The sequence below is a fragment of the Amycolatopsis endophytica genome (assembly GCF_013410405.1).
Taxonomy (GTDB): domain Bacteria; phylum Actinomycetota; class Actinomycetes; order Mycobacteriales; family Pseudonocardiaceae; genus Amycolatopsis_E; species Amycolatopsis_E endophytica.
Window position 1 is genome coordinate 1,376,666 of record NZ_JACCFK010000002.1, and the last position, 21,091, is coordinate 1,397,756.

The window sequence follows — 21,091 nt, forward strand, 5'->3', positions numbered from 1 at the left end:
GAACCTCCTCGGGGCCTGGCCCGGGTCCAGCCCGTTCCTCAGCCGTGGAGATCCGCCATGTCGTTGCCGACTTTCGCCCCCGCCCGCCACACGTCGCTGCCGGTCCGGCGCCGCGTCGCCACCTACTTCACCGGTGGCGCCGCGCAGGTTCCCGCCCTGGTCGGCGAGCTCACGAACGTGCACGAACTGTCCGTCGACATCCGTGACGGCGTGCGGGAAAGCAGCATGGTCTGCGCGATCCTGCTCCCACCGGAGGAGATCACGCACCTGCTCACCCGGTTGCGCGAGCTGCCCGCCGTGGTCTCGGCGGAACTGGCCTGAGCTCAGACGCCGAACAGGGCGGCCGCGTTGCCGTGGGCGATCTTGCGGCGGTCGAGTTCGCTGACCGGCGCCCGTTCGATCCAGTCGGCCGCCTCGGCGTTCTCCGAGTACGGGTAGTCCACGGAGAACAGGATGTGATCGGCGCCGACCGTGAGTACCGCGTTGATCAGGGCGTGGTCGTCGAAGGTGCCGCTCGTGGTGATCCAGATGTTGTCCGCGACGTACTCGGGCAGCGTCTTGCGCAAGCGACGGCCGAACGGGTTGTCGGCGAACCGGTGCTGCGTCCGCCACAGCAGCGACGGCAGCCCCTCCCCCAGGTGCCCCACGATCAGCTTCGCGGTGGGGAACCGGTCGAAGTGGCCGCTGAGCAGCAACCGCACGGTGTGGGCGGCGGTCTCGGCGCCGAAACCCCACGTGGCGCCCTTCATCTCGGGGTGCCCGTCGTAGAGGCTGCCCGGCAGCGGCGGCCGCGGGTGCAGGTACAGCGGCACGTCCAGTTCGGCGAGCGCCTCCCAGAACGGGTGGTACCGCGGCTCGTCGAGGTAGCTGCCGTGCTCGCCGTCGCCGATGTTGGTGTAGCCGTTGACGAGCGCGCCCTTGAAGCCGAGTTCGGTGACCGCGCGCCGCAGTTCGGTGGCCGCGTTCTCCGGTTCCTGCAGCGCGACCGCCGCGAAGCCGGAGTACCGGTCCGGGTGCTCGGCGATCCGCTCGGCGAGGAAGTCGTTCTGGCGCCGGGCTTCCGCGGTCGCGGCGGCGGGGTCGAGGATGCTCTGCACGCCGGGCGCGGTCAGCGACAGGATGGTGTGGCGGATACCGGCGGCGTCCATACTTCGCAGCCGGATGTCGCCGAACTCGCCGAGTTTCTCCTGCACCGGACGGTAGAACTCCGGCGTCACCCCGCCCCGGTCCGAGGCGTCCGCCAGCGCGGCCTCGTCGGCGAGGAGGCACGCCACCCGGTCCGGGTGCTCGTAGGCCTCTTCCAGGGCGATCTTCGGCAGCCGTGTCATGCCCGGACCGTACCGCGCGGCGGACGTGGACCGGGCCCGGCCGCCCCCCTCGTGGACGGCCGGGCCCCTTGCTCGCGTCGCCCGCCCCGATGGCGGCCGAGACGAACGCACGGGAAATGCCTCGATGCCCTTGGCGGGAGAATGTTTTCCGGGCACCCGAAAGAAAGCCGCCCGGATCGGTTTCCCGATGGGCGGCTCCCTCGACGTGACGTCAGCACGTCACGGCGGGAAACCTTCGTGGCCCTGGCTTTCCTGCGCATACCAGGAGAATGCGGAGCGAGTCAGCCGCTCCCGCCGTCCTGTGCGCACCATCATTTCTCCTCGATTGGCCGGTGTGCATTCATGATGACCGGAGGCCATTCGCGCGTCAATCATTTTTTCCGGTTCGTCGTCGGCTCACTCCACAAGGTCGCCGGGGGCAGGCCGGCCCTTCTCGGCGCACTCGCCGACGCGCATCTTGCGCTTGGCCAGCTCCACGTCCAGGCGCACCACGATCGGCATCAGATCACCGCGTCAGCGCGGTCCGGCCGCCTCCGGGTTCTCGCGCGCGGTGGGCGAACTGTCCCGGCAGCGAATCTGTCGAAAATCAATCGACAACTATCGCTGCCCGGGTGGCATCAGGGCCGGAAACCAGATGTCGCCGAGCACCTCGGCGGCGGTGTCCGCACCGGCCTCGATCGTGCCCTGCACCGCCCAGCGGGTGAAGAACCGTTCCAGCTGGCTGACCAGCAGTTCGATCCGCAGGTGCGCCTCCTCCCGGCGGGCCTCGCCCCAGCGCGCGAGGTAGCGGGGCATCGCCGCGGGCAGTTCGTCGACCGCCCGTTTCGCGATGGCCTTGAAGTCCGGTTCGAGTGCGACCGCCTCGTCCCACGCGGGCAGGATCGCCTGGTTCTCCTCGAACCACGCCACCGCGCGCCGCATCCAACCGGTCAACTCGGCGCGCGAACCGGTCTCCAGCACGGCGTCGAGGTCGGCGTAGACCGCCACCGCCCGCCGCGCCATGGTCTCCGCGCCGATCTTCTGCAGGATCTCCGGTTTGCCGGAGAAGTGCAGGTAGAACGTCGCGCGGCTGCATCCCACCGCGGAGACGATGTCGTCGATCGTCACCGCGGCGTACCCGCGCTCGACGAACAGCGCCTTCGCCTGTTCCAGCAGGCCGAGACGGGTCTGTTGCTTCTGCCGTTCGCGCAGCGTCATGACACCAAGGCTACTCACTGGACACACCGTCAGCGAAGTGCGACAGTGCTGGGGACCGAGTGGAGGAGGCACGCGTGAGGGTCTGCATCATCGGCGCCGGCTGCTCCGGCTTCACCACGGCGAAACGCCTGCAGGACCACGGCATCCCGTTCGACTGCTTCGAGATGTCCGACGACGTGGGCGGAAACTGGTACTTCGGCAATCCCAACGGCCGCTCCGCCTGCTACGAATCGCTGCACATCGACACGTCCACCACGCGCCTGCAGTTCGAGGAGTTCCCGGCGGGCGAGGACTGGCCGCACTTCCCGCACCACTCCCTGATCCACCGCTACTTCCGCGACTACGTCGAGCACTTCGGGCTGCGTGACAAGATCACCTTCGGCACGGCGGTCGAACACGCCACGCGGCAGCCCGGCGGCGATTGGGAAGTCACGCTCGACACCGGCCAGTCCCGCCGCTACGACGCGCTCGTCGTCGCCAACGGCCATCACTGGAACCCGCACCTGCCGGACTACCCCGGCGAGTTCCACGGCCCGGTCCTGCACAGCCACGGCTACCGCAGCCCGTTCGACCCGGTCGACATGCGCGGTAAGCGGATCGTGGTGGTGGGCATGGGAAACTCCGCGCTGGACATCGCTTCCGAGCTGTCCCACCGCTCCATCGCCGAGCACGTCTGGGTGTCCGCGCGCCGGGGCGTGTGGGTGCTGTCGAAGTACCGCGGTGGCAAGCCCGCGGACAAGATGATGACGCCGCCGTGGATGCCGAAGAAGATCGGGCTGGCGCTGTCCCGGCGCGCGATCAAGAAGACGCTCGGCGCCATGGAGGACTACGGCCTGCCGAAACCGGACCACGAGCCGCTGTCCGCGCACCCGTCGGTCAGCATCGACTTCCTCGCCAAGGCGGGTTCCGGCGATCTGACCTGCGTGCCCGAGATCGAGCGGCTGGACGGCGACGCCGTGGTGTGCGTGGACGGCAGCCGCGTCGAGGCCGACGTGATCGTGTGCGCCACCGGCTACCGGATGTCGTTCCCGTTCTTCGACGATCCGGAGCTGGTGCCGGACGCCGAGCACCGGTTGCCGCTGTTCAAGCGGATCATCCGGCCGGGCATCGGCAACCTCTACTATGCCGGGCTGGCGCAGGCGTCTCCGACGATCGTCAACCTCGCCGAGCAGCAGAGCAAACTCATCGCCGAGCACCTCACCGGACGTTATGCACTGCCCACAGTGGACGAAATGCGGGCGGTCATCACGCGGGACGAGGACAAGCACCTCGGCCAGTACTACCGCGCGCCGCGGCACACCATCCAGGTCGACTTCGCACGCTACGTCCGCGATCTGCACCGCGAGATCGAGGCGGGCCGCAAGCGCGCCGGGGCGGCCGTGCGGTGAACGGCACCTGCGACGAGCGGTTCGCCGCCCTCGGTGACCTGCTGGAACGCCGGCTGCGCACCGGGGAGGAGGCGGGCGCGTCGGTCTGCGTGATCCAGGACGGGGCCGTGCTCGTGGACCTGTGGGGCGGGACAGCCTCACCGGGGGTGCCGTGGACGCGGGACACGCTGGTCAACACCTACTCGCTGACCAAGACCGTGACCGCGCTGGTCGCCCTGCTGCTGACCGGCCGGGGTGAGCTGGACCCGGACGCGCCGGTCGCCCGCTACTGGCCGGAGTTCGGGGCCGCGGGCAAGGAGGACGTGCTCGTGCGGCACGTCCTCGGGCACACCGCCGGGCTCTGCACGTGGCGGGAAACCGTTGCGCTGGAAGATCTCTACGACACCGAACGCGCCGCGGCGCTGCTGGCCGCGCAGGAACCGTGGTGGAAGCCGGGCGACGGTTCCGGCTATCACGCGGTGTCCCACGGTCACCTCGTCGGCGAGATCGTGCGGCGCGTCACCGGGCGCACGGTCGGCGCGGTGCTGCGCGCGGAGTTCCCGGAGGCGGACTACTGGATCGGCGCGCCCCCGGAAATCGATTCGCGAGTCGCCACCCTGGTGCCGCCGCCGTCGTCGGGTGTGGACTACGCGGCGCTGGCCCCGGTCGCGGTGCGGACGCTGACGAACCCGCTGATCCCGCCCCCGGTGACCACCACTCGGCCATTCCTGGCCGCCGAGCTGGGCGGGCTGAACGGGCAGGGCAACGCACGCTCGGTCGCCCGGCTGCAGTCGCTCGTGTCGCACCGCGAACTGTCCGCCGTGGACCGGATCTTCGACGTGCAGGCCGACGGGGTGGACCGCGTGCTGGGCGCGGCCGTCCGGTTCGGGCTCGGGTACGCCGTGCACGCGGAGAAGCGGATCTGCTGGTGGAGCGGATTCGGCGGATCCCTGGTGATCAACGACCTCGACCGGCGGCTGACGTTCGCCTACGTCATGAACCGGATGGAGCCGGGCCTGATCGGCGCGCCCAACACGAGGGCCTGGGCGGAAGCGTTGTCCTCCTGCCTGTGATCTCTTCGCATCTTGATGCAGTGATGCTAAGATGCAAGGGTGCGTACCACCATCGACCTCCCCGAGGACCTGCATCGGCAGGCGTTGTCGATTGCTCGGGACACTTCCCGCACGTTGAGTGACACCGTCGCCGAGCTCATGCGGCGCGGTCTCGGACAGGGCAAGCCGTCCGAGGTCTCGCGCAGCCCCGTGACCGGTTTGCCGGTGGTGAGCCTGGGCAAGGTCATCACCACCGAGGACGTTCGCTCCCTGGACGACGACCAGTGACGGTTCTGCTCGACGCGAACGTCCTGATTGCGCTCGTCGTGGCCGACCACGTTCACCACCACTCGGCGGAAGCCTGGTTCACGGCATCCGATGACGTGTTCGCCACCTGTCCCATGACCGAAGGCAGCCTCCTCCGGCTGCTGCTCCGCCAGGGACAAACCGCGGACAACGCACTGGCAACCCTCGCCGGGGTGCGGGAAAACGAACGGCACAGCTACTGGCCGGACTCGATCTCCTACACGGACGTTCCGATGGGCGGCGTCCTGGGCCACCGGCAGGTGACCGACGCCTACCTCGCCCACCTCGCCCGGACCAACGGCGGACGGCTGGCCACCTTCGACCAGGGGCTCGCGAAACTCCACCCGGACGTCGCGGACCTGCTACCAGTGATTCCGTCGCAGAAGAGGGTCTGATCCGCCACCCAGAACGACGTCCCACGCGGCCGCACCTCCTCAGGTGTCGTAGGCGCCTGCCTCGATGTCGGCGATCAGGGTCGGGCCGGTCGGGGTCCAGCCGAGCAGTTCTCGCGTCCGCGCGCTGGAGGCCGACATGTCCATGCCGAAGAACCGCGTGATGAACCCGAAGTGCCCGGCGGCCCGCTCCGGCGCGACCGGCACCACCGGCAGGCCGTACCGGCGCCCGATGGCCAGGGCGATCTCGCGCGTCGTGACGGCTTCTTCGGCCACGGCGTGCAGGATGCTGCCCGCCGGGGCGCCCTCGATCGCGAGCCGGATGAGCCGGGCCGCGTCGGGGCGGTGCGCCGCTGCCCACGCGTTGGCGCCGTCGCCGATGTAGCCCGAGACCCGTGCCTGTGTGCGGCCGCGACGACGGAGGCGAGGAAACCCGGATCGCCCGTGCCGTGCACGGACGGCGCGAACCGGACGCTCGCCACCCGCACCCCCTTCGCCGCGTACCCCAGGGCGAGGTTTTCGGCGCCCCCGCGCGGAGAACCGGGGCCCACCGCGGGCGAGGGGTCGGACTCCAGCGCGGGTCTGCCCCGCACCAGGCCCGAGAGCGCGGCGGCGAGCACGAACGGGCGGTCGGTGCCGGCGAGCGCGTCGGCGATCGTCTCGACCGCGTCCCGCTCGGCCCTGTTCATCGCCGCCGGGTTGGCCCAGTCGTGCTTGTTGGCGAGGTGGACGACGGCCTCGGCGTCACCGGCACCGAACCGGATGCTGTCGAGGTTGTCGAGGTCGCCACGCAGGACCCGCGCGCCCTTCCGCTCCAGCGCCGCGGCGGAGGCGTCCGACCGGGCGAGTCCCGTGACCTCGTGTCCGGCGCCGAGCAACTCGTCGACCGTGGCCGAGCCGATCCACCCGGTCGCGCCCGTGACGAAGACGTGCATGTGATCGCTCCTTCGTTGTCCATGCTGACGAGAACCAAGTGTGAAGCGCTGAGGCATGCACTGCCACGCAACTTGAGCAAGAGATGTTTGCACCGGACGCAATTCAGCGCGGAGGGCTAGGCTTCCGGGGTGCGAGCGATCACCTGGGGGCTCGCCCTGGCCGCGGTGGTGTGCGCGCGGTGTGCGGAGCCGCCCTCAGCCGCTCCCCCGGCCTCGCCGACAGCGACACAGTGCGCACCGGAACCTACGACAACTACTTCACGGACACTCCCCCGAAGGCGACGGTGTGCGACAGCCGCCGGACGACGCGGCTGCTCGTCGCGGGCGTGGGCGCCGCGGGGGTGCTGCTCTTCGGCGGCGCGGCCATCGCGACGGGAGCCCGGCGACGGCCGCCGCCGGCGGACTAACGAGCGTCAGCCTCGCCGGGCTTTCGCCGGTGCTAACGTCACCGCGGTGGACAACACTGGGGAAAAGAACGTCGTCATCTTCCAGGTGAACGGCCGTGACGAAGATCTGCTGCAAGGATTCGCACCCGCCAGGGCCGAGGACGCGGTCCGGCAGGCCTGGCGGCAGGTGCAGGAGGAGCGACCGGTGCCGGCGGCCGAAATCACCCGCGTGCACTGCTTCTGGCAGCCCTCCCGAGTGGACCGGATCTTCCTGGCCGGGACGTTCCGCAACGCCGAGTTCACCCACGGGTTCGACCGCCCCGAAGGCGACGACTGGAGCGCGGCCATCGCCGCCGCCGGCGAAGCGACAGCGCAACTGGAGACGGCGGAACTCGCGCAGCGGATGGCGAAAACCGAAGCGGAGGGCGAATGGCTGCCCACCCTCCACACCTACGACGGCCCGCTGAAGATCTACGCTTCCTTCCCGGTGGCGGGCGACCGGCTGCACATGGGGTTCGCGAAGGTGGCCACCTCGGACACCGGCAGGATCACCCTGTCCCACCTCCTGCGGAACAGGTTCGAGGAGATGACCGCGGACGAGTTCGAGGAACTCGCGGGCGAGATGAGCGGCAACTTCGTCCGTGACCTCGCCTTCGCCGGCCACCAGGACGCGGACAAGGGAATCCTGATGACCGCGCGGCGCGGGCAGGACAACCTGTGTGCCGCGTCCGTGATCACGTTGGACGACTTTCACGAGAAGGCCACCGAGCAGATCGGAGAAAACGAGCTGATCGTGGGGCTGATCAGCCCGGACCACATCGTCTTCGCGGGCGCGAGTTCCGGCTGGGCCAGGGAGATCGAGGACTGGGTGCGCACCTCGCCCGACACGAGCGGTGATCTGATCCCCACCGTCCTGCGCACCGGCGGGCCCGGCGCCTGGGAGATCGTCGCCGAGCGTCCGAGCGGACGGCTGCCCGCCGGTGGCTGAGCCGCGCGTCAGTGCATGAGCCCGCGGCGCCGCTTGCCGAACACCGCGGCCGCCGCGGACACGCCGAGCACCAGCTGGGTCAGGATCTCCAGCCAGTCGATCCCGTCGGTGCCGGCGCACCCGGCGCCGCGGGCGATCCCCGTCCCGGCAGCCGCATCAGCGTCAGGTCGATCGCCTCGACCTGGTCGTCGGGTGAAGTCGCCCTGGTCCACCCTGCGCAGCGCCTGCTTCTCCATGAGCTGCCGCAGCAGCTCGACCACGGTCAGCACGAGCGTCACGAGGCTGCGTTCGGTGGCCTCGGGTTCGGCTTCGTAGCGCCGCTCAGCCATCGCGTTGATCTTGGGCGACACCGTTCCAGCAGGAACTCCGTTACCCATATCAAGGGGTTGACACACCACCACACGCCCTCACTACACGGCCTCGGAACTAGCCCTGGCCGCGGTGGTGTGCGCGCGGTGTGCGGAACGCTCCCCCGGCCTCGCCGGAACAGACGAGCCCGCCGGAACCTCCCCGCCGGCGACGGTGTGTGACAGCCGCCGGACGATGCGGCTGCTGATCGCGGGCACCGGCGCCGGGGGCATGCTCCTCTTCGGCGGTGCGGCCGTAGCCACCGCGCTGCGGCGGCGACTCAGTCCAGGACCGCCAGCGCGATGAGCATCGCCAGGCGCTGGGTGGCGTCGTCGAGGTCCAGTGCGGGCACGGCGGATCCCATGCGGCGCAACCGGTTCCGCACGGTGTTCTGGTGCACGGCCAGCGCCTCGGCCGCGCGGTTCAAATCGCCCTGGGACTCCAGCCAGGCGCGCAGCGTGGGGACGTACTCGGTGCCGTGCTGCGCGTCGTGCCCGGCCAGTCGCGCGACCGGGCCGCGGGCGGGGACGCGGCCGGACGTGGCCGCGGAACGCAGGCGCTGCAGCAGGACCTCGTGCCAGGACTCGTCGTAGCAGACCGCGTCCCCGTCGCCGAGCCGTTCGTGCAGCGCGAGGCATTCGTCGGATTCGCGGCGCGCGGCGGGAAGGTCGGCGACCTCGCCGTCCCCGGAGATCCCGGCCACGACGCGCAGGTGCGCGGGCAGGCCGGCGACCAGCCGCCGGACCCAGCCGAACGCCGGTTCCGCCTCCACGGCGGGCAGCACGGTGTAGACGGTGTTGCCGAACAGGGTGCTGCGCCCCACCCGTGACCACCCGAACCCGGTGGTGGCCCGCTCGAAGGCGAGCAGCAGCCCGGCGTTGCGCTCGGTGCCGGTGTGGGCCTGCAGCGCGACCACCCGCAGGCCGGACGCGGGCAGGCCCAGCTTCGCGGCGACCGTCCCGGAATCGGCGTCGCCTTCCAGCAGCTGGATCACCAGCTCGGATTCGACCTGCCGTTCCAGGTCCGCGCTGACCCGCCCGCGCAGCAGGTGCAGCGCCACCGTCCGGGCCCCGTCGGTGAGGATCCGCGCCTGCCCGGGGTCCAGCGGCTCGGTGCGGGAGACCCACAGCGATCCCAGCAGTTCCCGGCCCGCCCGTACCGCGGCGACCGACCGGCCGTGCAGTCCGTGCGCGGGCGAGGCGGGGACGAACAACGCCTCGTCGGAGCGGGCGAGGTGGGTGAACACGCCCTGCCGCTCGAACAGGTCGCGCACCCGGTCCGGCACGCGCCTGCCGAGGATGGTGTCCTGCCGGGCGGGGTCGGCCTCGTGCTGGTGGCTGGAGTAGGCCATCACGCGGGACAGCTGGTCCTCGATCGTCACCGGTCCGCCCACCGCCGCGGCGATCGTGTCGGCCAGCGCGGACAGGTCGGCGGGGCCACGCCCGGACTCGGTCTCGCGCCCTTCCAGCACCATGCCGTAGACGGCGCCCGCCACCTGGCTCCAGGACACGCTCGGTTCGACCACCAGCACGGCGGGGCCCTCCGCGTCGCGCAGCAGTCCTGGCTCCGGGGTTTCCGTGGTGCGCACGACCACCACGGCCGCCTGGGCCGCGCGCGCGAGCCGGACCGCCTCGGCCGCCGACGGTACCCCGACGGCGAGGAAGACGTCGCCCACCGGGGTACCGGGCCGCACCGGATCGTGCAGCGCGACGCTGTGGAGCGCGACCTCGCGGTCGGCGGACGGCCCGGCCAGGCGTGCCCCGTAGGTGCCGAGGATCGTGATCAACCGGTCGAGCTTGACCATGTCGAAATCCTACAAGCACCGCCTCGCGGATTGTGGATGCAGCACATCACCCCTCCCCCGTGAGTCGGCGATGCTCGGGATGAACCGGGCAAAAGCGTTGAGGAGGGTTGCCGGTGACTGCTCAGGATGCGGGACCGCGCACGGCCGTCGTCGTGGGCGCCGGGATCGTCGGGCTGTCCACGGCGTGGTTCCTGCAGGAACACGGCGTGCGGGTGACGGTGCTGGATCGCACCGGCGTCGCGGCCGGTGCCTCGTGGGGCAACGCCGGCTGGTTGTCGCCGGGCCTCGCCATCCCGCTCAACGAACCGGGCGTGCGCCGCACCGGTGTCGCCTCCCTCGTCCGCCGCGACGCCCCGCTGCACGTGCCGTGGACCGCCGATCCGGGACTGTGGTCGTTCCTGCTGCGGTTCGCGGCGCACTGCACGTGGCCGGCCTGGAACCGCGTGGTGCGCGCCAACCTGGCCCTCAACGACGACTGCCTGGACGCCTTCGACACCCTGACCCGGGGTGGCGTGGTCGCCGAGACCACCGACTCGCCGATCACCGCCGTGTTCCCCTCCGCGGGAGAGGCGACGACCCTGCTGTCCGAACTGCGGCGCTTCACCGCCGCCGGTGCCCGCGCCGACCACACCGGCCTGACCGCGACCGAGCTGCGTGCCCTGCTGCCCCAGCTGTCCGCGCACGCCGGAGCCGGCGTGCGGCTGACCGGGCAGCGCTACGCCGACCCGGCACGGTTCGTCCGGGCACTGGCGGATTCGGTGCGCCACCGCGGCGGCACGATCCGGGCCGGTTTCGACGTGCGGTCGATCCGGGCGCACCCGCACGCGGTCACGGCCGTTTCCCGCGAGGGAGTCACCTTTTCCGGCAACGTCGCCGTCATCGCGACCGGGGCGTGGATGCCCCGCCTCGCGGGCAGGCTCGGGGTGCGCGTGCCGGTGCGGGCCGGGCGCGGCTATTCCTTCACCGTCCCGGCGTCCGCCCCGATCCCGGAACCGGTCTACCTGCCCGGGGTGCGGGTCGCCTGCACGCCCTGCCGTGACGGGATGCGAGTGGCCGGGACCATGGAGTTCCGGGGCCCGGACGACCCGCCCGACGAGCGGCGCGTCGAGGCGATCGTGCGGTCGGCGGCCCCGTTCTTCGAGGGCGTGGACTGGGAGGGCCGCGGGCACACGTGGGTCGGACCGAGACCGGTCACCACCGACGGGCTCCCGTTGATCGGCGCGACCGGCACGCCGGGCGTGTTCGTCGCCGGCGGGCACGGCATGTGGGGCTTCACCCAGGGGCCGGTCACCGGGAAGCTGCTCGCCGAACGCGTCGTCACCGGGAAGCGGCCGGAAGCACTGCGGCCGTTCGACCCCTTGCGGTGAGTCCGGCCGTGGACCCCACCGACGACGTCGAGTTCCTCCGCGCCGAAAACGCGCTCCTGCGCGTCGAGCGCGACATCCTACTGCGCGTCGCGGCCGGTTTCGCCGACGACGCCAACGCGACCCTGCTGCGGCGGCGCACCCCTCACCGAAAGCGAGACAACGCCATGGACACCGTGTGGCTGACCGAAGCCGCGTACGCGCGGTTGAGCGACGAACTGGCCGCCCTGCGCACCTCGGCCGCGCCCGACGACGAAGATCCGGTCGCCGGGCTGCTGCGGCGGCAGGCGCGGGCCCGCGAGCTGGAGGACCTGCTGCGCCGCGCCGTGGTGGGTCAGCCACCACCGGACGACGGTGTGGCCGAACCCGGCATGGTCCTGACCGTGCGGTTCGACGACGAGACCACCACCGAAACGTTCCTGCTGGGCGCCCGCGACGGCGCCGCCGACGGCCTGGAGGTGTACTCGGCCGACTCCCCGCTCGGCCGCGCACTGACCGGCGCGCGCCAGGGCGAGTCCCGCAGCTACACCGTGCCCAGCGGCGCGACCGTGCGGGTGACCCTGGTGAGCGCGGTGCCCTACGGACAGCACGCCGTGGCCTGACGACGTCCGGAGAATGCTAGGGTCGGTACGGAAGTGCACCGTTCTCGGGAGATTCGACGTGGCAGGTGAAGACGACATCTCCGGGTGATCCCCGGAGTGAGCAGGCCCCCGGCGTCTGATGCCGCGGTGGCCGCGTCGTCGTCCACCCGTTCCCGCGCAGGCCGGGTGCCTGCGCCACCTTTCCCGAGGTTCGCCGTCATGTCCGATTCCCCTATCGTCGCCTCCGGCCTGTCCTTCTCCTGGCCCGACGACACCCCGGTCTTCGACCGGCTGTCCTTCACCGTCCCGGACGGCCGCACCGGGCTCGTCGCCCCCAACGGCGCCGGCAAGTCCACGCTGCTCAAGCTCATCGCGGGCGAGCTGGCACCCTCCGCGGGCAGCGTGACCGTCGACGGCCTGCTCGGCTACCTGCCGCAGGACCTCCCGCTCACCGGCGCACCGCCGGTGTCCGAAGTGCTCGGTGTCGAACCGGTCCTGCGCGCGCTCGCCGCCGTCGAATCGGGTGAGGTGGACGAGGAGCACTTCGCCACCATCGGCGAGGACTGGGACATCGAGGAACGCACCCGCGCCCAGCTGGACCGGCTCGGCCTCGGCGACATCGCGCTCGACCGCCGCCTGGACACCCTCTCCGGCGGCCAGATCGTGTCGCTGGGGCTGGCCGCCCAGCTGCTCGGGCGGCCCGACGTGCTGCTGCTCGACGAACCGACGAACAACCTCGACCTGGCGGCCCGCCGCAAGCTCCACGCCGTGCTCGACGACTGGAGCGGCTGCCTGGTCGTGGTCAGCCACGACCGCGCGCTGCTGGACCGGATGGACCGCATCGCCGAGCTGGACGCGGGCGAAATCACCTACTACGGCGGCACTTTCACCGACTACGAGCAGGCCGTCGAGGCGGCGCGCGAGGTGGCGGAGAAGAACATCCGCAACGCCGAGCAGGAGGTCAAGCGCGAGAAGCGCGAGATGCAGCAGGCGCGGGAGCGCGCGGCCAAACGCGCGAGCAATGCCCAGCGGAACGTCGCGAACGCGGGGCTGCCGAAGATCCTCGCCGGTGCGCGCAAGCGCAACGCGCAGGAGTCCGCGGGCAGGGCCGACGGGACGCACGCGGCCAGGGTCAGCGCCGCCAAGGCCAGGCTGGACCAGGCGGAGCGGTCGCTGCGGGAGGACCAGAAGATCACGCTGGAACTCCCGCGCACCGCGGTCCCGGCCGGGCGGACGCTGTTCCTCGGTGCGGGGCTGCGCAAACGGGACCTCTTCGGGGAGGGACTCGACCTGGCGATCCGCGGTCCGGAACGCATCGCCCTCTCCGGCGCCAACGGCACCGGCAAGTCGACGCTGCTGCGGATGATCAGCGGTGATCTCGGCCCGGACGGTGGCGGGATCACCCGCGCCGACGGCCGGATCGCCTACCTCTCGCAACGTCTGGACCTGCTCGACGACGACCGCACCGTCGCGGAAAACCTGGCGGCGTCCGCGCCCGCGATGCCGCCCGCGCAACGGATGAACCTGCTGGCGCGCTTCCTGTTCCGCGGCGACCGGGCACACCTGCCGGTCGCGGTCCTGTCCGGCGGGGAACGCCTGCGCGCCACGCTGGCCTGCGTCCTGTTCGCCGAACCCGCGCCGCAGCTGCTGTTGCTGGACGAGCCGACGAACAACCTCGACCTGGTCAGCGCCGGGCAGCTGGAGAGCGCGCTGAACGCCTACGAGGGCGCGTTCGTGGTGGTCAGCCACGACGAGCGCTTCCTGGACGAAATCAGGATCGACCGCAGGCTGCGGCTCCACGAGGGCAGGCTCACCGAGACCGCACGCTGAACGAGTGCGCACGAATCTGTCCGAAATGGGCGGTCGGCGATGCGGTAGCTTGGCGGGGATGTCTGCTCCGGTCTCGGTTCTGCTCGTCGAGGACGACGAAGTCATCCGCAGGACGCTCACGCTGGCCCTGTCCCGCTACGGCTACGCGGTCACCACCGCCGCCGACGGGCTCGCGGGCTTGGAGGCTTTCCGGCGTGACGAGCCGGAGCTGGTGCTGCTCGACGTGATGCTGCCCGGACTCGACGGCATCGGCCTGTGCCGCCGCCTGCGCGAGACCAGCACGACGCCGATCCTGATGATGTCGGCCCGCGGCGACTCGCTGGACGTGGTGTCCGGTCTGGAGGCCGGTGCCGACGACTACGTGGTCAAACCGGTCGACACCGCGGTGCTGGTCGCCCGGATCCGCTCGGTGCTGCGCCGGGCCGGGTACCAGGCGCCCAGCGCCGCCGACGTCCTCACCGTGGGCGAGGTCGTGATCGACACCGGCGCGCTCGAAGTGACCGTCGGCGGCGCACCGGTCGCGCTCACCCCGACGGAACTGCGGCTGCTGCTCGAATTCGCCACGAACGCGGGCCTGGTGCTGGACCGGGCGACGCTGCTGCGCAAGGTGTGGGACTACGGCTGGGACGGTGACAGCCGCGTCGTCGACCTCGCGGTGCAGCGGTTGCGCCGCAAGATCGGGCCGGAGCGGATCGAGACCGTCCGCGGCTTCGGCTACAAGATGCGCCCGTGAGGGCCTGGCGGATCCTGCTGAACTGGCGGTCGCTGCGGTGGCGGACCGCCGGGCTGGCCGCGGCCGCCGCGATCGTCGTGGCGCTCGTGCTCGGGGCCCTGGTGCACGAGAGCGCGCTCGCGCGGGCCGGGTCCTCGGGCCGCACACGGGCAGTGGCCGGGCTGCAGGCCGTCACCGACACCTACCTCGCGACCGGCCGCGTCAGCGAGAGCGCGGAAGACACCGTGCCGGGCGAGCTGTGGCGGCAACTGGACGCCGCGGGCGGCGACATCGTCACCTGGTACGACAGGAGCAAGCCCGAGGCCATCTGGATGTGGGCCGCGCGGGAGGTGGCCGGGAACGTCTTCGCCGTCAAGGTCGACATGGGCACCGATCTCCGCAACGTCGCGGCGCAGGACCGGTTCGTCGCCAAGACCGCGCTCGTGACGACCGCCGGGGTGATCGTGGTCACCGCCCTGCTCAGCGAGCTGGTGAACCGCAGGCTGCGGCGGGTCGCCGACACCGCACGCTCGATCGCGGGTGGCGACCTGGACGCCCGCATCCACGAGCGCGGCGGGGACGAGGTCGCCGACATCGGGGCGGCGGTCGACACGATGGCCGCCACGCTGCAGCACCGCCTGGTCAGCGAGCAGCGGTTCACCGCCGACGTCGCGCACGAGCTGCGCACCCCGCTGACCGGCCTGGTCACCGCGGCCGAACTGCTGCCGGAGAGCGAGGCGACCGATCTGGTCCGCGACCGCGTGCGGGTGCTGCGCCTGCTCGTGGAGGACCTGCTGGAGATCTCCCGCCTCGACGCCGGTGCCGAACAGGCACAGCTGACCGAGGTCCCGCTCGGCGAGCTGGTGGACCGCGCGGTCGCGCGCACCGGCCTGGAGGTGCGCGTCGAGGTCGCGGCGGCGCAGGTGGTGCGGACCGATCCGCGCCGGGCCGATCGGATCATCGCGAACCTGGTGACCAACGCCGTCCGGCACGGCGCCGCCCCGGTGGAGGTCACGGTCGCCGGGACGGTGGTGAACGTGCGCGACCACGGACCCGGTTTCCCCGCCGCGCTGCTCGCCGAAGGACCGCAGCGGTTCCGCACCGGCACCGCCGAACGCGGCCGCGGGCACGGCCTGGGACTGACGATCGCGCAGGGCCAGGCGCGGGTGATCGGCGCGGCGCTGGCCCTCGGCGCCGCGCCCGGCGGCGGGGCGCTCGCGACGGTGCGCTTCCCGGTGATACCGGACTGATACACGACCGCGGGCCGTCTGATGCGCGGCACCGCGGGTTCCGACACCTCCCGCGTCCACTGTGGGCGCATCGGCTGAGGGAGGTTGTCTTGTTCGTCAAGGGGAAATTCTGGCTCACCGGAGCGGCGCTGGCGGTGTCCACGCTGGCGCTCGGGGGTTCCGTCGTTGCGTTGCAGGCGGAGGACCGGCCGCTCACGGACTTCCTGGTGCGCGACGGTGTGCCGTGGCCCGCGGAGGGGCAGGCGGCGGCCGGGGTGGAGGACGCGGGCAGCCTCGGCGTCTCGGGTGAGCGGACGCCGGTGCCGATCGCGAGCGTCACCAAGGTGATGACGGCCTACGTCGTGCTGCGCGACCATCCGCTGACGCGCGAAGCGGACGGGCCGGACATCCTCATCGACCAGCAGGCGGAGGACGAGGCATCCCGGCGCGACGAGTCGACCGTGTGGCTGCGGGCGGGCGCCGAGGTGTCCGAACGGGACCTGCTGGCGCTGATGCTGGTGCCCTCGGGCAACAACGTCGCCCGGCTGCTGGCCCGGTGGAACGCGGGCAGCGAGCAGGCGTTCGTGGCGAAGATGAACGCGGCGGCGGCCGGACTCGGCATGACCCGCACCACCTACACCGGCGCGAGCGGGCTGGAGGACTCGACGACCAGCACGGCGGAGGACCAGCTGCGGCTGCTGCGGGAGGTCATGCGGGACGAGGTGTTCCGGGACATCGTCGCGCAGCCCAGCGTCGCGGTGCGCGGGGTTGCGGGCCGCTACGCCAACACCAACACGCTGCTGGGCCACAGTGGCGTGGTCGGGGTGAAAACCGGATCGAGCACGGCGGCCGGGGGCGCGCTGATGTGGGCGGCCGAGGCGTCGAGTCCGCGTGTGCCGGGCTTGATCCTGGGTGTGGTGCTGGGACAGAACACGGGCGAGGCACCGGCCGCCGGGCTGGCGACGGCACTGGAGGTCAGCAAGCCGTTCATCGCGGGCCTGCAACAGTCGCTGGACCGGCGGTCGGGGACGGACTGAGCGGCTGCCCCAACGGGCGAGGTTCGCTGCACGCGCGTCCGCGTTGGTGCGTGCGCGGCGGCGGGAATCGTTGGTTCCGCCGGTGTGGAAGCGAGCGAGCCGGTGCTGACCGCGTCGGCGATGACGCGCCTGGCCGCGGGTGAACCGGTCGACGTGGGTACCGGAACTGGTGCCCGGCCTGCTCACCGACCCGCACCCCGCACCCTGGTCGGACGCCGTCCTGGACCACTCCCGCCCGAGGTGCGCCTGGCCCGCCCCGCGATCCTGGAACGCTACGCGGAGACGAAGCGCGCCCGAACCTCTGACGCGCCTTTCCTGGTGAGCGGCCCTACTCCTCGACGCGGATGGCCAGCGCGGGACAGACCGCGGCGGCCTGGCGGACGTCGTCGGCCTGACCGGACGGCGGGTTCTCCTCCAGCAGCACCACGATGCCGTCCTCGTCGCGCTGGTCGAAGACCTCCGGGGCGGCCAGGACGCACTGTCCGGACCCGACGCAGGCATCCTGGTCGACGATCACCTTCATGACTTCCTCCTTCACCAGGTGACGGGCAGTTCGTAGACCCCGTAGACCGCGCCGTCGTGCTTGAACCGCACCCTATCGAGGCCGGTGGCGAGCCGGAGCGCGGGAATCCTGCGGTACAGCGTGCCGTAGACGACCTGCAGTTCGACCCGCGCCAGCGGCTGCCCGAGGCACTGGTGCACGCCGAACCCGAAGGCGATGTGCCTGCGGGCGTCGCGGCGCACGTCGAGCCGGTCGGGGTCGGCGAACTGGGTCCCGTCGCGGTTGCCGAGATCGTTGGCGAGGATCAGTCCCTCCCCGGCGCGGATGGTCCGCCCGCCGATCTCGATGTCCTCCAGCGCGACGCGCCGTCGTCCCAGGTGGACGATCGTGAGGTAACGCAACAGTTCTTCGACGGCACCGGCGACGAGCTTCGGGTCTTCGGTCTCGCGCAGGAGCGCCAGCTGGTCCGGGTGTTCGAGCAGGGCCAGCGTGCCCAGCGCGATCATGTTCGCCGTGGTCTCGTGTCCGGCGACCAGCATGAGCTGGCCGAGCACCGCCGCCTCGCGCCGGGTCAGCTCACCGGTCGCGACGCGGCGGGTCGCCAGTTCGGACAGCAGGTCGTCGGCGGGGTCGGCGAGCTTGCGCTGCACGAGCCCGTCGAGGTAGCCGATCAGCCGCTCCTGCGCGGCGACGCCCTCCTCCGGCGTGGTGTCGCGGTGGACGAGGACCCGGCTGTTCTCCTGGAAGAACTCGTGGTCCTCGTACGGCACGCCGAGCAGCGCGCAGATGACCAGCGACGGCACCGGGAGCGCGAAAGCGGTTACCAGATCGACGGGCTTCGGTCCGGCGAGCATCCCGTCGATCAGGTCGTCCACGATCCGCTGCACGGCCGGGCGGAGCGCTTCGACTCGCTTGACGGCGAACGGCGCGGTCACCATGCGGCGCAGGCGCGCGTGCTCGGGATCGTCCATGGCGATGAACGTCCGTGCCCGCGACCGGCGGGCCGCGATGCCGGGACTGGTGCTCGGGTAGCCCGGCAACGTCGAGTCGGCGCTCACCCGCGGGTCGGCGAGCGCCGCGCGCTGGTCCTCGTACCGGGTGACGAGCCAAGGTGTGCTGCCGTCCCACGACCGCACCCGGGTGACCGGTGCCCCGATCCCGCGAGCACCGGGCGGCGGATCGAAGGGGCAGCCCGTCGCTCGGGGCTGCGGGTAGTCCGCTGTGGACGTCATCGGAATCCCCTTTCGGTGCCGGCCTCGGCGAGCCGCCGGACCACGGGCAGGGCCCGGCGCAGCGCTTCGCGCAGCGTGTCCTCGTCCTCGGGTGGCAGGGTGTCGAGCAGACCGGCCAGGCGGTCGTGCCGGATCCGGCGGCGCTCGGCCAGCAGCGCGCGCCCGGCGCCGGTGATCTCCACCAGCGAGGCCCGCCCGTCGGTGGGATCGGCGACGCGGCGGAGGAGGTCCTGACGTTCGAGGCGCTGGGCCAGCTGGCTGACCGAAGGCTGGCTGACCCCCTCGGCCGCGGCGAGCGCCGTCAGCCGGACCGTCCCGTCCCGGTCCAGACGGGACAGGCAGGACAGGGCCGTGGCCGACAGGCCGCCGCGCTCACTCAAGTGACGCACCACCAGGCCCGCCATCTCGTCGAGCGCTTCGGCGACGTCGTCCTTGTCGGTCACTCCTCCACTTGTATCACGTGCCTATGTAAATCCTCAACGAGGAATGTCCGTGTTCAGTGGTGCGGATTCCGGGGCGGGCGGCAGGTGAGCAGCACCGCGACGCTGATCACCGTGGCGAGCACCAGCAGCACGGTCAGGCCGAGGTCGACCAGGAACGCGCCCATCACCCACGCACCTCCTCCCGCTCGGCCCGCCGGCGCGAGCGCAGGCTGGTGACGGTGACCGTCGCGAGGACGAGCACGATCACCAGCAGCGACACCGGGGTCGGGATCTCGGGCACGGCGGGCCAGACGCCGTGCGCCCAGTGCAGTACGAGCTTGAGGCCGATGAACGCGAGGATGATCGCCAGGCCGTGGTTGAGGTGCACCAGCTTGGCCAGCACCGCGTGCAGCACGAAGTACAGCGCGCGAAGGCCGAGGAGGGCGAAGGCGTTCGTGGCGAAGACGAGGTAGGGGTCTTCGGTGATGCCGTACACCGCGGGCACCGAGTCGACCGCGAACACCACGTCGGTCGCGAAGACCGCCACCACCACGACGGTCAGCGGGGTCAGCGCGCGGCGCCCCCGGTCGGTGACCACCAGCCGGGTGCCGCGGTAGTCGTCGGTGACCGGCATCAGCCTGCGCAGGAGACGGACCGAGCGCATCTGGGACACGTCCCGTTCCATGCCGTGCCCGGTGACCGCCTCGTGCAGGATCTTGACCGCGGAGGCGAACAGGATCGCGCCGAACACCAGGAACGCCCACGTGCCCGCCTGCAGCAGGGCCGCGCCGGCCGCGATGAACACGCCGCGCAGCACCAGCGCGCCGACGATGCCGTACAGCAGGACCCGTTGCTGGACCTCCACCGGCACCGCGAACGCGGCCAGCAGCAGCATGAACACGAACAGGTTGTCGACGGACAGCGATTTCTCCACCACGAACCCGGTGGCGAACTCCAGCGCCTGACCGCCGCCGAAGGCCAGCCACATCCAGCCCGCGAACACGAACGGCAGCGCGAGGTAGAACACCGACCAGCCGATCGCCTCGCGCATCGACACCTCGTGCGGGCGGCGGGTGACCAGGAAGTCGGCGACCAGCAGTCCGATCAGCACGGCGATGCTGATCGTCCACAGCAACGGTGAGCCGACCGAGCCGGACACGTCGGAACCGGCGGCGGACAAGGGCATTCGGGGCCTCCTCGGACACGGGTCACGCTCCGAGGTCTCCTTCACCCGCGGGAGCGGGCGACCTGCCGAGGACATTCAGGGATGTCCGTACTGACCGGTCAGGTCCTTCGGGAAGTACTCCCCTCACCCTCGATTATCGGGCATAACGGGCAGATGTAAAGGACCCGATCGGGTCAGCCCGCGGCCCAGTCGGCGCGGGTGTGCTCGAGGTGGGCCCGCATCAGGTCCTCCACACGGGACGGATCCCGCGCCGCGATCGCCTCCAGCAGGACGCGGTGTTCGTCCGCCGCACCGGTCAGGCGGCCCGCTTCGGCGAGCTTTTCCAGGCCGTACAGGCGCGTCTGGTCACGCAGCGTCGCGATGTTCGCCACCAGCCGCCGGTTCCCTCCCAGGGACAGCAGGTCCAGGTGGAACCGGCGGTCGGCGTCGAGGAAGCGGGGGACGTCACCCGCGGCGGCGGCCGCTTCGATCTCGCGCGCCAGGCCGGACAGGCGCTCCAGGTCCGCCGGGGACGCCTTCGCCGCGGCGGACAGCGTCGCCGGGACCTCCAGCAACTGCCGCAGCTCGTAGATTTCGTCCAGGTCCTGCTCGCTCATCGCGACGACCCGGAACCCGCGGTTGCGCACCGGCTCCATCAGGCCCTGGTTGACCAGGGTCAGCATCGCCTCGCGCACCGGGCTCGTCGAGACCCCGAGCCGGGCCGCGAGCGCCGCCGCGGAGTAGATGTCGCCGGGCCGGATCTCGCCCGACACCATCGCCTGCCGCACGACCTCGAGTACCTGGTCACGCAGGTTCGTGACCCGGACCTCCATCCGGCTCCTCCTTGACATCGCCGCCCGTCGTCCCGCATCTTATCCCGAAGCCGGTAAGCGGTAACCGACTACTGGAGAGTA

At 71.5% G+C, this 21,091-nt stretch carries 22 protein-coding genes and 1 pseudogene; 13 read left to right on the plus strand and 10 right to left on the minus strand.

Features of this window, described 5'->3' with window-relative positions; all coding sequences use genetic code 11:
- The first annotated feature begins 57 nt into the window (after nucleotides 1-57).
- Nucleotides 58-321, plus strand: a complete 264-nt coding sequence (locus HNR02_RS32100; RefSeq protein ID WP_179777357.1) for a hypothetical protein — start codon at nucleotides 58-60, stop codon at nucleotides 319-321.
- A gap of 2 nt (nucleotides 322-323) precedes the next feature.
- Here the strand turns inward: HNR02_RS32100 and HNR02_RS32105 are convergent, their stop codons facing one another.
- Nucleotides 324-1,328 carry an amidohydrolase family protein gene (locus HNR02_RS32105; protein ID WP_179777358.1) on the minus strand — a complete coding sequence of 335 codons (1,005 nt, stop codon included), beginning with the start codon at nucleotides 1,326-1,328 and terminating at the stop codon, nucleotides 324-326.
- A 597-nt stretch (nucleotides 1,329-1,925) separates the two neighbouring features.
- Nucleotides 1,926-2,525 carry a TetR/AcrR family transcriptional regulator gene (locus HNR02_RS32110; protein ID WP_179777359.1) on the minus strand — a complete coding sequence of 200 codons (600 nt, stop codon included), beginning with the start codon at nucleotides 2,523-2,525 and terminating at the stop codon, nucleotides 1,926-1,928.
- Nucleotides 2,526-2,599: 74 nt separating this feature from the next.
- On the opposite strand from HNR02_RS32110, the gene HNR02_RS32115 reads away from it, so the two are divergent.
- The 4 genes from HNR02_RS32115 to HNR02_RS32130 are packed head-to-tail and all read left to right on the plus strand — an operon-like array spanning nucleotide 2,600 to nucleotide 5,645.
- Nucleotides 2,600-3,913, plus strand: a complete 1,314-nt coding sequence (locus tag HNR02_RS32115; RefSeq protein ID WP_312861249.1) for a flavin-containing monooxygenase — start codon at nucleotides 2,600-2,602, stop codon at nucleotides 3,911-3,913.
- On the plus strand, nucleotides 3,910-4,965 hold the full coding sequence (locus HNR02_RS32120) for a serine hydrolase domain-containing protein (RefSeq protein WP_179777361.1): 1,056 nt from the start codon (nucleotides 3,910-3,912) through the stop codon (nucleotides 4,963-4,965). Before HNR02_RS32115 ends, HNR02_RS32120 begins: the two co-directional genes overlap by 4 nt.
- Nucleotides 4,966-5,004: 39 nt before the next feature.
- A complete protein-coding gene (locus HNR02_RS32125) occupies nucleotides 5,005-5,232 on the plus strand; it encodes an antitoxin (RefSeq protein WP_179777362.1) in 228 nt (75 codons plus the stop codon).
- The gene (locus tag HNR02_RS32130) at nucleotides 5,229-5,645 is read left to right on the plus strand and encodes a TA system VapC family ribonuclease toxin (protein WP_179777363.1); all 417 of its coding nucleotides are present in this window, start codon (nucleotides 5,229-5,231) and stop codon (nucleotides 5,643-5,645) included. The genes HNR02_RS32125 and HNR02_RS32130 overlap by 4 nt, the downstream gene beginning before the upstream one ends.
- A gap of 39 nt (nucleotides 5,646-5,684) precedes the next feature.
- On the opposite strand, the pseudogene HNR02_RS32135 reads toward HNR02_RS32130, so the two are convergent.
- A pseudogene (locus HNR02_RS32135) lies at nucleotides 5,685-6,577 on the minus strand (SDR family oxidoreductase).
- A gap of 179 nt (nucleotides 6,578-6,756) precedes the next feature.
- Between HNR02_RS32135 and HNR02_RS32140 the strand changes: the two are divergent.
- Both HNR02_RS32140 and HNR02_RS32145 read left to right on the plus strand, forming a co-directional pair.
- Nucleotides 6,757-6,984, plus strand: a complete 228-nt coding sequence (locus tag HNR02_RS32140) for a hypothetical protein (protein ID WP_179777364.1) — start codon at nucleotides 6,757-6,759, stop codon at nucleotides 6,982-6,984.
- A gap of 46 nt (nucleotides 6,985-7,030) precedes the next feature.
- Nucleotides 7,031-7,951 (plus strand): hypothetical protein, encoded by a 921-nt coding sequence (locus tag HNR02_RS32145; protein ID WP_179777365.1) that lies wholly within the window; start codon nucleotides 7,031-7,033, stop codon nucleotides 7,949-7,951.
- Nucleotides 7,952-7,959: 8 nt separating this feature from the next.
- On the opposite strand, the gene gvpK is transcribed toward HNR02_RS32145, so the two are convergent.
- Nucleotides 7,960-8,280: a gas vesicle protein GvpK gene (gvpK, locus tag HNR02_RS32150; protein WP_246339334.1), complete on the minus strand. Its 321-nt coding sequence runs from the start codon at nucleotides 8,278-8,280 to the stop codon at nucleotides 7,960-7,962.
- Nucleotides 8,281-8,579: 299 nt separating this feature from the next.
- Nucleotides 8,580-10,103, minus strand: a complete 1,524-nt coding sequence (locus HNR02_RS32155) for a PucR family transcriptional regulator (protein WP_179777366.1) — start codon at nucleotides 10,101-10,103, stop codon at nucleotides 8,580-8,582.
- Between the two features lie 107 nt (nucleotides 10,104-10,210).
- Here HNR02_RS32155 and HNR02_RS32160 point away from each other — a divergent pair, with 107 nt between their 5' ends.
- The 6 genes from HNR02_RS32160 to HNR02_RS32185 all read left to right on the plus strand — a co-directional run bounded on the left by HNR02_RS32160 (nucleotide 10,211) and on the right by HNR02_RS32185 (nucleotide 16,856).
- Nucleotides 10,211-11,470 (plus strand): NAD(P)/FAD-dependent oxidoreductase, encoded by a 1,260-nt coding sequence (locus HNR02_RS32160; protein WP_179777367.1) that lies wholly within the window; start codon nucleotides 10,211-10,213, stop codon nucleotides 11,468-11,470.
- 8 nt (nucleotides 11,471-11,478) lie between these two features.
- Entirely contained in the window at nucleotides 11,479-12,069 is a 591-nt protein-coding gene (locus tag HNR02_RS32165; RefSeq protein ID WP_312861250.1) for a GreA/GreB family elongation factor, read from the plus strand.
- Nucleotides 12,070-12,267: 198 nt separating this feature from the next.
- Complete coding sequence (locus tag HNR02_RS32170) at nucleotides 12,268-13,878, plus strand: ABC-F family ATP-binding cassette domain-containing protein (RefSeq protein ID WP_179777368.1); 1,611 nt, start codon at nucleotides 12,268-12,270, stop codon at nucleotides 13,876-13,878.
- A gap of 58 nt (nucleotides 13,879-13,936) precedes the next feature.
- Entirely contained in the window at nucleotides 13,937-14,611 is a 675-nt protein-coding gene (gene cseB / locus HNR02_RS32175; RefSeq protein WP_179777369.1) for a two-component system response regulator CseB, read from the plus strand.
- A complete protein-coding gene (locus HNR02_RS32180) occupies nucleotides 14,608-15,840 on the plus strand; it encodes an ATP-binding protein (RefSeq protein ID WP_179777370.1) in 1,233 nt (410 codons plus the stop codon). The genes cseB and HNR02_RS32180 overlap by 4 nt, the downstream gene beginning before the upstream one ends.
- 89 nt (nucleotides 15,841-15,929) lie before the next feature.
- Nucleotides 15,930-16,856, plus strand: coding sequence for a D-alanyl-D-alanine carboxypeptidase family protein (locus tag HNR02_RS32185; RefSeq protein ID WP_179777371.1), 927 nt, complete (start codon nucleotides 15,930-15,932; stop codon nucleotides 16,854-16,856).
- Nucleotides 16,857-17,184: 328 nt separating this feature from the next.
- Here the strand turns inward: HNR02_RS32185 and HNR02_RS32190 are convergent, their stop codons facing one another.
- The 5 genes from HNR02_RS32190 to HNR02_RS32210 all read right to left on the minus strand — a co-directional run bounded on the left by HNR02_RS32190 (nucleotide 17,185) and on the right by HNR02_RS32210 (nucleotide 21,010).
- A complete protein-coding gene (locus HNR02_RS32190) occupies nucleotides 17,185-17,379 on the minus strand; it encodes a ferredoxin (RefSeq protein ID WP_179777372.1) in 195 nt (64 codons plus the stop codon).
- An 11-nt stretch (nucleotides 17,380-17,390) separates the two neighbouring features.
- Entirely contained in the window at nucleotides 17,391-18,590 is a 1,200-nt protein-coding gene (locus HNR02_RS32195; RefSeq protein ID WP_179777373.1) for a cytochrome P450, read from the minus strand.
- A complete protein-coding gene (locus tag HNR02_RS32200) occupies nucleotides 18,587-19,033 on the minus strand; it encodes a MarR family winged helix-turn-helix transcriptional regulator (protein WP_312861251.1) in 447 nt (148 codons plus the stop codon). Before HNR02_RS32200 ends, HNR02_RS32195 begins: the two co-directional genes overlap by 4 nt.
- A gap of 163 nt (nucleotides 19,034-19,196) precedes the next feature.
- Entirely contained in the window at nucleotides 19,197-20,198 is a 1,002-nt protein-coding gene (locus HNR02_RS32205; RefSeq protein ID WP_179777374.1) for a TerC/Alx family metal homeostasis membrane protein, read from the minus strand.
- 173 nt (nucleotides 20,199-20,371) lie between these two features.
- The gene (locus tag HNR02_RS32210; RefSeq protein WP_179777375.1) at nucleotides 20,372-21,010 is read right to left on the minus strand and encodes a GntR family transcriptional regulator; all 639 of its coding nucleotides are present in this window, start codon (nucleotides 21,008-21,010) and stop codon (nucleotides 20,372-20,374) included.
- Nucleotides 21,011-21,091: the final 81 nt, after the last annotated feature.

What these genes read in the sequence shown, in the direction of transcription:
- HNR02_RS32190 (WP_179777372.1), bottom strand. Translation starts at nt 17,379, where the DNA reads ATGAAGGTGATCGTCGACCAGGATGCCTGCGTCGGGTCCGGACAGTGC.
- HNR02_RS32110 (WP_179777359.1), bottom strand. Translation starts at nt 2,525, where the DNA reads ATGACGCTGCGCGAACGGCAGAAGCAACAGACCCGTCTCGGCCTGCTG.
- HNR02_RS32195 (WP_179777373.1), bottom strand. Translation starts at nt 18,590, where the DNA reads ATGACGTCCACAGCGGACTACCCGCAGCCCCGAGCGACGGGCTGCCCC.
- HNR02_RS32205 (WP_179777374.1), bottom strand. Translation starts at nt 20,198, where the DNA reads ATGCCCTTGTCCGCCGCCGGTTCCGACGTGTCCGGCTCGGTCGGCTCA.
- HNR02_RS32100 (WP_179777357.1), top strand. Translation starts at nt 58, where the DNA reads ATGTCGTTGCCGACTTTCGCCCCCGCCCGCCACACGTCGCTGCCGGTC.
- HNR02_RS32170 (WP_179777368.1), top strand. Translation starts at nt 12,268, where the DNA reads ATGTCCGATTCCCCTATCGTCGCCTCCGGCCTGTCCTTCTCCTGGCCC.
- gvpK (WP_246339334.1), bottom strand. Translation starts at nt 8,280, where the DNA reads ATGGCTGAGCGGCGCTACGAAGCCGAACCCGAGGCCACCGAACGCAGC.
- HNR02_RS32105 (WP_179777358.1), bottom strand. Translation starts at nt 1,328, where the DNA reads ATGACACGGCTGCCGAAGATCGCCCTGGAAGAGGCCTACGAGCACCCG.
- HNR02_RS32155 (WP_179777366.1), bottom strand. Translation starts at nt 10,103, where the DNA reads ATGGTCAAGCTCGACCGGTTGATCACGATCCTCGGCACCTACGGGGCA.
- HNR02_RS32210 (WP_179777375.1), bottom strand. Translation starts at nt 21,010, where the DNA reads ATGGAGGTCCGGGTCACGAACCTGCGTGACCAGGTACTCGAGGTCGTG.
- cseB (WP_179777369.1), top strand. Translation starts at nt 13,937, where the DNA reads ATGTCTGCTCCGGTCTCGGTTCTGCTCGTCGAGGACGACGAAGTCATC.